The following is a 7,949-nucleotide window of genomic DNA, read 5'->3' as shown; positions in this document are numbered from 1 at the left end:
AACGGAAATCACTAGACTTAAATAGAAGGCTAACTTATAAAGGACCGGTCCGACTTTGCTCAGGTTTTTCTTAATGTCTTCAATGGTTGTTAGACTTGGTCGGATATGTTACATTGTCAAGAGTAAGTAATTTGACTACATACTATGAAAGAATGGGGTTGACTATAGCAGTATGACAACAAAACAAACACATATTAGAAAACCTGACTGGTTGAAGATTAGACTTAATACGAATGAAAACTATAAAGGTCTTAAAAAAATAATGCGAGAAAATAATTTAAATACTGTTTGTGAAGAAGCCAAATGTCCAAATATACATGAATGTTGGGGTACGCGACGTACTGCTACATTTATGATACTAGGGGCAATTTGTACGCGAGCATGTCGATTTTGTGCAGTTAAAACTGGATTGCCCAATGAGCTTGATTTAGGAGAACCGGAACGCGTTGCAGATTCGGTTGTTTTAATGAATCTAAAACATGTTGTTGTTACTGCTGTTGCAAGGGATGATTTAAAAGATGGAGGGGCAGCTGTTTTCGCTGAAACAGTCCGAGCGATTCGTCGAAAAAATCCTTTTACAACAATCGAAGTTTTACCTTCTGATATGGGGGGGATTGAAGGAAATATACAAATGCTTATGGATGCAAAGCCAGACATATTAAATCACAATATTGAAACGGTTCGCCGTTTAACGCCTAGAGTTCGTGCACGTGCAAAATACGATCGTTCTCTTGAATTATTACGACGATCAAAAGAATTGCAACCCGATATTCCAACGAAGTCCTCTTTGATGGTTGGACTTGGTGAAACGAAAGAAGAAATTATCGAGGTAATGGATGATTTACGTGCAAATAACGTGGATATTATGACAATTGGTCAGTATTTACAACCATCTAAAAAACACTTAGTTGTTCAAAAATATTACTCCCCACTTGAATTTGGAGAATTACGTAAAATTGCAATGTCTAAAGGCTTCTCTCATTGTGAAGCAGGTCCATTAGTTCGAAGTAGTTATCATGCTGATGAACAAGTAAATGCTGCAGCAAAGGAAAAACAAAGGATTGGTGATGAGCAATTAGCGCTCAAAACGAGTTAATGGAGAGTGGAGTCATGCTTACAATTGATAGCTGGGATTATGAAGTATTAACTGATTATCGTGAAGCGTTTCAGGAAGAAGCAGTTCAGGAGCGCTATAGTGAGATTTTAAATAAATACGACTATATCCTTGGTGATTGGGGATATGGCCAACTTCGTTTAAAAGGTTTTTTTGATGATAAAAATCAAAAGGCAACTTACGATACAAAAGTTAGTACGTTGCAAGATTACTTATATGAATATTGTAATTTTGGATGTGCTTATTTTATTTTAAAAAAATTAGGCCCAACGACGACTATTGAAGCATTAACTGAACCAGACGATATATTAGAAATCGAAAACCTTGATTCGGACGATTGATTGTCCTAATCAAGGTTTTTCAATTTGAGAAGATCGTTCAATAATCCTGTTCTTTTTCAACACCAAGAAATATGTTATTATAGAAGGGAAAAGTTAATGCCACAAGATCTATAAAGTGAGGGAACCCAATGTATTTTGTTGACCGTAAAAAAATTAGTTTGACATTATCTTATATGGAAACAATTATAAAAATGTTAGATAAATCTACAGAATTTACTTCGAATGATCTGGGTAAGCTCGCTTTAGAACGTATAGCCCAAAATATCATAGAATCAATAATTGATGTGGGTAATTCAATGATTGATGGCTTTATTATGCGCGATCCGGGAAGTTATGAGGACATTATCGATATTATGACCGATGAAAAAGTAATTTCACCTGAAATGGATGCACCGTTGAAAAAAGTACTCTCACTCCGAAAGATGCTTGTACGAGATTTTATAAGCGTAAATCATGAAGAAGTGATAAAAACTTTACAGACGAATATAAACCATCTAAAACAATTTCCAGTATCAATTGAACACTACTTAAATCATGAATTAGGAGCAGTATCTGCATTTCTGCCTGAACAACAATTATGAAAACATATAAAGCATATTGTATTGATTTAGATGGTACTGTGTACAGAGGTAAGGAACCTATACTTGAAACTATTAATTTCATTCATTATCTTCAACAGCAAGAGATTGAACCATTTTTTGTAACGAATAATGCCTCCCAAACACCAGATCAAGTAATGACAAAACTACTTGGTTTTGGAATTGAAGCAAAAAGAAGTCATATTATGACTTCTGCTATGGCTGCGGCTAAATTCATTGCGTTACATTATCCTGGAGTAGCTGTTTCGATGATAGGTGAGAGTGGACTAAAAGAAGCTCTTCTTGAGAATAAAGTAAACATTACCCATTCTTCTCAAGATGTATTTGTACTTGGAATTGACCGAAGTATTACATATGAGAAACTAGTACAAGCTTGTTTAGATATTAGAAAAGGTGCCGTATTTATATGCACAAATAGTGATCGTGCATTTCCATCTGAAAGAGGACTTATACCAGGGAATGGAGCATTTGCAGCTCTAATTCAAACGGCAACAGGTGTTGATCCAATATTTATGGGTAAACCACATGGACATATGCTTGAAATCATACAGCGTGAACATGATTTTACAAAAAAAGATATGGTGATGATTGGTGACAATTATGATACTGATATCTTAGCAGGCATTAAATTCGGAATTGATACCATTCATTTAAATACTGGTGTTACTTCAACAGAAGAAGTCCTTTTAAAACAATTACTTCCTACTTTGACACTTAAGAGTTTAGGCGATTGGGTATAATAAATAGGAGCTGCATTAATGCAGCTCCTATTTATTAAAAGAGTGGATTTTCATCTATATGTGCATAAATCTTCTTTGTAAGTTCATCTGGAGAATCTGCTTGTACCACATCACCATTTACAATTGCAAAAAAAGACTCAGCACATTTCGTACAATAACTTAAACATCCATACTCTAGAACGTCAATATTGGGATCGCGTTCTAATTCTTCAAATGTTTTTTGTGATCCATTTGCCAAGTTGCTGACACAAAATTCTACCATTGGATTCACGATCTTCACCTCACTACATCGCCATGCTACTCTATTTTTTTTTATTCGTCAATTAGCGTGGCTTATTGAGAAAACTTTCACAATGAATTATACTAACAACGGAAGAAAGACTGTATATAGAAGGAGATATTTATGAAAAATTTAGTATTACTTGGTGGCGGGTATGGAAACATGCGTATGCTACTTCGTTTATTACCCAATAACTTACCAGAAGACATGCAGATAACTTTAGTAGATCGTACGCCCTTTCATAGTTTAAAAACGGAATTTTATGCATTAGCGTCAGGAACTGTCCCTGACCAAGAAGTTCGTGTACCTTATCCAGAACATGAGCGGTTGAAAATGGTCTATGGTGAAGTTGTTGAAATCAAATTAGAGGAAAAAGAGATTGTTTTAGCAAATGATACTCGTATTCCTTATGACGAAGTCGTCATCGGTTTAGGGTGTGAAGATAATTATCATGACGTACCAGGTGCAGATGAATTCACATATAGCATTCAAACAATCGGGCGAGCACGGGAAACTTTTAACAAATTATGCGGACTACCTTCAGGTTCAATTGTTGGAATTGTTGGAGCCGGGTTGAGTGGCATTGAACTTGCAAGTGAATTACGGGAATCACGACCTGACTTAAGCATTAAACTATTTGATCGTAGTCCTCGAATATTAAGAGATTTTCCTGAACGTCTAAGTAATTTCGTACAAAAATGGTTTGAAAAACATAACGTAGATGTTGTAAGTAATTCAAACATTATAAAAGTTGGACCGAATATGCTATACAACAATGAAGAGACAATTGATGTAGATGCTGTTGTATGGACTGCTGGTATTCGACCAGTTGAGTTGGTTCGAAACTTGAATACTGAAAAAGATTCCATGGGGAGAGTCGTGTTATCCCAATACCATAATATACCCGATAATGAACACGTTTATGTAGTTGGAGACTGTGCAGCATTACCTTATGCTCCAAGTGCACAAGTAGCAGAAGAGCAAGCAGAACAAATTGTTCAAGTACTGCAAACACGTTGGAAAGGAAAAGAGCTACCTGAAGAAATGCCTCAAATAAAACTAAAAGGATTCCTAGGTTCTTTAGGGAAAAAACAAGGTTTTGCTTACCTTGCTGACCGGACTGTTACTGGACGTATTGCACGTTTGATGAAGTCAGGTGTTTTATGGATGTATAAGTGGCATAACGGTTGATGCATAAAAGGAGACCTAGAAGTAAAAGATACTTCAAGGTCTCCTTGTTTTATTTAAGTACTTGTAAACCCATACTTCTCAAGTTCCATGAATACAGAATTTAGATTAATATTACCTTCTCCAACTACTTTTCCTTCAATCAAAACGAGCGGATAAAAAAATTCATCGTCTAATACACGGTTGGCTAATTCTTGTTGTCGTTCATTATCAGTTGGCTTTTGAATATCGATATAAGTAATTTCGTAGGGGGAATTTGGATATTTCCTGCCGATAGCTGCTTGTAACCATTCATACGTATCCTTAGAGGTAGGTGCATTTACACAACTAGCACATATAATGTCGGCGCCAAATATTTCAATTGAAAGTATTTTTTTCTTCAAGTTTTATGTCCCCTTTAGTATGTACTGATGGATTTTTTGAGCTATTCACTTTATAATAATTATAAGGAAAGAAAGGAGTCGAGATTAATGACTGATACAATGAATGATCAAGTCCTAGAAGTGCTAGATAAATTGCGTCCATTCTTACTCCGAGATGGAGGAGACTGTGAGCTTGTTGATATTGAAGATGGAATTGTTAAACTCCGTCTATTAGGTGCTTGCGGAAGTTGTCCAAGTTCGACAATTACACTAAAAGCAGGTATTGAACGTGCACTATTAGAAGAAGTTCCGGGTGTTGTTGAAGTAGAACAAGTTTTTTAATATTAACAAAACCGTTACCACTTAAATTCGATTCAGACAGAGATAGAGACAAACCCAAAATACATTTCCAAATTAGTTCTGAACCAGGCTTTGAATGTATACATTAAGGAGCCTAAGTATGGGCTCCTTTTTTTACTAATTATCTTTACTCATTATACCAAAATTCATTAAAAAATGGGCAATCAATTAAAGATCTGTTCTTTGGATGCTTTCAGAAAAAGTTTTATTATATAAAATAGAAAGTAGGTGTTTTGGATGACACAAATTGTTCAATTATCAGAAGCAGCAGCTTATCAAGTGAAAGAAATGATGAGTCACAATGAAGAAGAAGGCGCCTTTCTACGAGTAGCTGTCCATGGTGGTGGATGTAGTGGATTATCATACGGTATGGGATTTGAACGCGAGAAAACGGATTCTGATACAATTTTGGAACAGCACGGGTTAACGATCCTCGTATCCAATGAAGACAAAGGAATAATTAATGGTACCGTAATTGATTATAAACAATCTCTAATGGGTGGCGGATTCACGATTGAAAACCCAAATGCTATTGCATCTTGTGGCTGTGGTTCTTCATTTACGACTGCTGCAAAAAAAGGTACTCCAGAGAATTGCTAAGACCGAATAAACTTCGGTCTTTTTTTCTGTAAATTCAAACCTTTCCTACTTCATAAGAATGTATTGAATTCAATTCATAAAAGGTCTATTATTGTAAATAGGAAATTTGTCGTAAAGCAGATAAATAAAATTTAGTTATCACAGTATAGATTTATATTACTGAACCTATACAGTGTATAAAACAAACAAAAGGTGGTTTGAATCTTGGTGAAAAAACCGGAAATTTTAGTGTTGGGCGCTGGATATGGCGGATTATCAACGATAGTTAACTTGCAAAAAAATATTGGTTCCGATGTTGCAGATATTACATTAATTAATCAAAATGATTATCACTATGAATCTACTTGGTTACACGAGGCTTCAGCTGGAACATTAACTGCTGATCAAGTACGCTATGATATAGCAGATGTAATTAAAGCAGATAAAGTAAAGTTTGTTAAAGCATCTGTTGAAGGAATAGACATTGCTAGTAAAAAAGTTACAACTGATACTGGTGTATTTTCTTATGATTACCTAGTTATCGGTCTTGGATTTGAGGGAGAAACTTTTGGTATTCCAGGTCTAGATAAATATGCTTTATCAATTGCCAATGTAAAAGCTGCTCGACAAATACGTGAACATATTGAATATCAATTTGCAACATGGTCACTAGAAGAAATAAAAGACGATAGTCGCTTAACTATTGTTGTTGGTGGTGCTGGATTCACGGGTATTGAATTCTTAGGTGAATTAGGTAATCGTGTTCCTGAACTTTGTGAAGAATTTGATGTACCAAAAGAAAAAGTGCGTGTTCTTTGTGTAGAAGCAGCTCCTATGGTATTGCCTGGTTTTGATCCGGAATTAGTTGAATATGCAGTGGGTCACCTACAAGCAAAAGGAATTGAATTCTCAATTGGAACTCCAGTTGTTGAAGCAACTCCAGAAGGCGTTAAAATTAAAAAAGGTGAAGATGAGTTCGAATTTATAAAAGCAGGTTCAGTTATATGGGCTGCGGGTATTCGAGGAAATCGTTTAATCGAGCAAACAGGCATTGAAAACATGCGTGCTCGTGTTAAAGTGGAAAAAGATATGCGTGCTCCTGGTCACAGTGATGTATTCATCGTTGGGGATTGTGCATTATTGATTAATGAAGAAATTAATCGTCCTTATCCACCAACAGCACAAATAGCAATGCAACAAGGTGTTACAGTGGCAAAAAACTTACTAGCTTTAATCAATGGAGAAGATACTGAATCATTCGTGCCTGACTTAAAAGGTAGTTTATGTTCACTTGGGGAAGACGATGCAATTGGTGTTGTTTTCGGTAAAAAAGTGACAGGTACTAAAGCTTCATTTATGAAAAAAATGGTAGATAACCGTGCTCTATATATGATAGGTGGAGCTTCACTAGTAGTGAAAAAAGGTAAGTTTAAAGTTTTATAGAATATGCTTAAAGTATCTCCCATCTGGAATTTTCCAGGTGGGATTTTTTCGGAAGATAATATACAATTATAGAGTGCCATGAACCCCGTGTTCATGGTGTTTTTAGTATATGGAAATTACATTATAACCGTAAATTCTTTGGTGATACTCTAGCTAAATCAATTCATATGAAGGATTTCCATGAAGAACATTGTTTCTACTACTTAGACAATTGAAGTAATGCGACTTATGCACGGGTTGCATAAAGAAACTACCCAGCCTTAAAAGAATAAAAAAAGGCCGAAATTGCATCTTCGGCCGCCCCTCTTTATAAAATCAGTGTCTATTCTCACATCAACCCAAATAAATAATACGATATGCCCATTGGTTGAAGTTGAAGGGGCGCGTCGGGTGCATACCCCCGCAAGATTGCCTGTATTGGGACCCTAATGATGTGACAACGTCACTTCCCTAAGTTCCTTGTAGTCTTCAGGTTATTGTGCAGTAGGATTGCTGTCCGAAGCGACCCGGAAACCGTAGTTGATATAGCTGGAAAACACTTTCTACTAACACTCAAATCATTAGTATTACTTAAAAAGAACGGGAGTACTGCACAGTTTTTCTTAAAACATAAGAAGTATATAAAAATGGATGTGCCAAGAACTCAGTGTTCATGGTGTTTTTAGTATATAGAGACTAACATGCTAGACACTCGTAATTCGATTAATAAGAAGTCGTGTTTACTTTTTTAGAAATGCAAGTTTCCTCTCAGTCAAAGTGAAGTTTGTTCAGGATATATTCTTGGTTAGTAATATTTGGGTTGTACATAAAAAATCGTCCTACATAGATTTGGGTACTTTCTTTTTACAAGATAGAACGAATGTTTATATTTATTTTTAAAAATATAATGTTATCACTGTTAATTTTTTAAAGGAGAATGATTGAAGTGAAAGGCGGCGACTCC

10 protein-coding genes are annotated in these 7,949 nt (G+C 35.6%); 8 read left to right on the top strand and 2 right to left on the bottom strand.

Translation table 11 applies throughout. The annotated features are described in order from the left end of the window. The first annotated feature begins 172 nt into the window (after positions 1-172). From lipA to B371_RS0102985, 4 genes are all read left to right on the top strand, one after another. Complete coding sequence (gene lipA / locus B371_RS0103000; protein WP_019412837.1) at positions 173-1,096, top strand: lipoyl synthase; 924 nt, start codon at positions 173-175, stop codon at positions 1,094-1,096. Positions 1,097-1,110: 14 nt separating this feature from the next. After that, positions 1,111-1,455, top strand: a complete 345-nt coding sequence (locus tag B371_RS0102995; RefSeq protein WP_019412836.1) for a YutD family protein — start codon at positions 1,111-1,113, stop codon at positions 1,453-1,455. 128 nt (positions 1,456-1,583) lie between these two features. Then, positions 1,584-2,036, top strand: coding sequence for a DUF86 domain-containing protein (locus tag B371_RS0102990; RefSeq protein ID WP_019412835.1), 453 nt, complete (start codon positions 1,584-1,586; stop codon positions 2,034-2,036). Continuing rightward, positions 2,033-2,794, top strand: coding sequence for a TIGR01457 family HAD-type hydrolase (locus B371_RS0102985; RefSeq protein WP_019412834.1), 762 nt, complete (start codon positions 2,033-2,035; stop codon positions 2,792-2,794). Before B371_RS0102990 ends, B371_RS0102985 begins: the two co-directional genes overlap by 4 nt. 34 nt (positions 2,795-2,828) lie before the next feature. On the opposite strand, the gene B371_RS0102980 is transcribed toward B371_RS0102985, so the two are convergent. Further along, a complete protein-coding gene (locus B371_RS0102980; RefSeq protein ID WP_019412833.1) occupies positions 2,829-3,065 on the bottom strand; it encodes a YuzB family protein in 237 nt (78 codons plus the stop codon). A 132-nt stretch (positions 3,066-3,197) separates the two neighbouring features. On the opposite strand from B371_RS0102980, the gene B371_RS0102975 reads away from it, so the two are divergent. Next, on the top strand, positions 3,198-4,265 hold the full coding sequence (locus tag B371_RS0102975) for an NAD(P)/FAD-dependent oxidoreductase (protein WP_019412832.1): 1,068 nt from the start codon (positions 3,198-3,200) through the stop codon (positions 4,263-4,265). Between the two features lie 53 nt (positions 4,266-4,318). On the opposite strand, the gene B371_RS0102970 is transcribed toward B371_RS0102975, so the two are convergent. Continuing rightward, a complete protein-coding gene (locus B371_RS0102970; protein WP_019412831.1) occupies positions 4,319-4,645 on the bottom strand; it encodes a YuzD family protein in 327 nt (108 codons plus the stop codon). Positions 4,646-4,672: 27 nt separating this feature from the next. On the opposite strand from B371_RS0102970, the gene B371_RS0102965 reads away from it, so the two are divergent. From B371_RS0102965 to B371_RS0102955, 3 genes are all read left to right on the top strand, one after another. After that, positions 4,673-4,966 carry a NifU family protein gene (locus B371_RS0102965; RefSeq protein ID WP_192811889.1) on the top strand — a complete coding sequence of 98 codons (294 nt, stop codon included), beginning with the start codon at positions 4,673-4,675 and terminating at the stop codon, positions 4,964-4,966. 255 nt (positions 4,967-5,221) lie between these two features. Beyond that, positions 5,222-5,584, top strand: coding sequence for an iron-sulfur cluster assembly accessory protein (locus B371_RS0102960; protein ID WP_019412829.1), 363 nt, complete (start codon positions 5,222-5,224; stop codon positions 5,582-5,584). Between the two features lie 207 nt (positions 5,585-5,791). Continuing rightward, positions 5,792-7,006 carry an NAD(P)/FAD-dependent oxidoreductase gene (locus B371_RS0102955; RefSeq protein ID WP_026022954.1) on the top strand — a complete coding sequence of 405 codons (1,215 nt, stop codon included), beginning with the start codon at positions 5,792-5,794 and terminating at the stop codon, positions 7,004-7,006. The last annotated feature ends 943 nt before the right edge of the window (positions 7,007-7,949 follow it).

It is taken from the genome of Paenisporosarcina sp. TG20 (assembly GCF_000286315.1).
In the GTDB taxonomy this organism is placed as follows: Bacteria; Bacillota; Bacilli; order Bacillales_A; family Planococcaceae; genus Paenisporosarcina.
The sequence above is the reverse complement of the archived record's forward strand: the minus strand, read 5'-3'. Positions and strand labels throughout refer to the sequence as shown.

Coding starts and splice junctions, on each gene's coding strand:
- B371_RS0102985 (WP_019412834.1), top strand. CDS start 2,033: ATGAAAACATATAAAGCATATTGTATTGATTTAGATGGTACTGTGTAC.
- lipA (WP_019412837.1), top strand. CDS start 173: ATGACAACAAAACAAACACATATTAGAAAACCTGACTGGTTGAAGATT.
- B371_RS0102960 (WP_019412829.1), top strand. CDS start 5,222: ATGACACAAATTGTTCAATTATCAGAAGCAGCAGCTTATCAAGTGAAA.
- B371_RS0102965 (WP_192811889.1), top strand. CDS start 4,673: ATGGATTTTTTGAGCTATTCACTTTATAATAATTATAAGGAAAGAAAG.
- B371_RS0102990 (WP_019412835.1), top strand. CDS start 1,584: ATGTATTTTGTTGACCGTAAAAAAATTAGTTTGACATTATCTTATATG.
- B371_RS0102975 (WP_019412832.1), top strand. CDS start 3,198: ATGAAAAATTTAGTATTACTTGGTGGCGGGTATGGAAACATGCGTATG.
- B371_RS0102995 (WP_019412836.1), top strand. CDS start 1,111: ATGCTTACAATTGATAGCTGGGATTATGAAGTATTAACTGATTATCGT.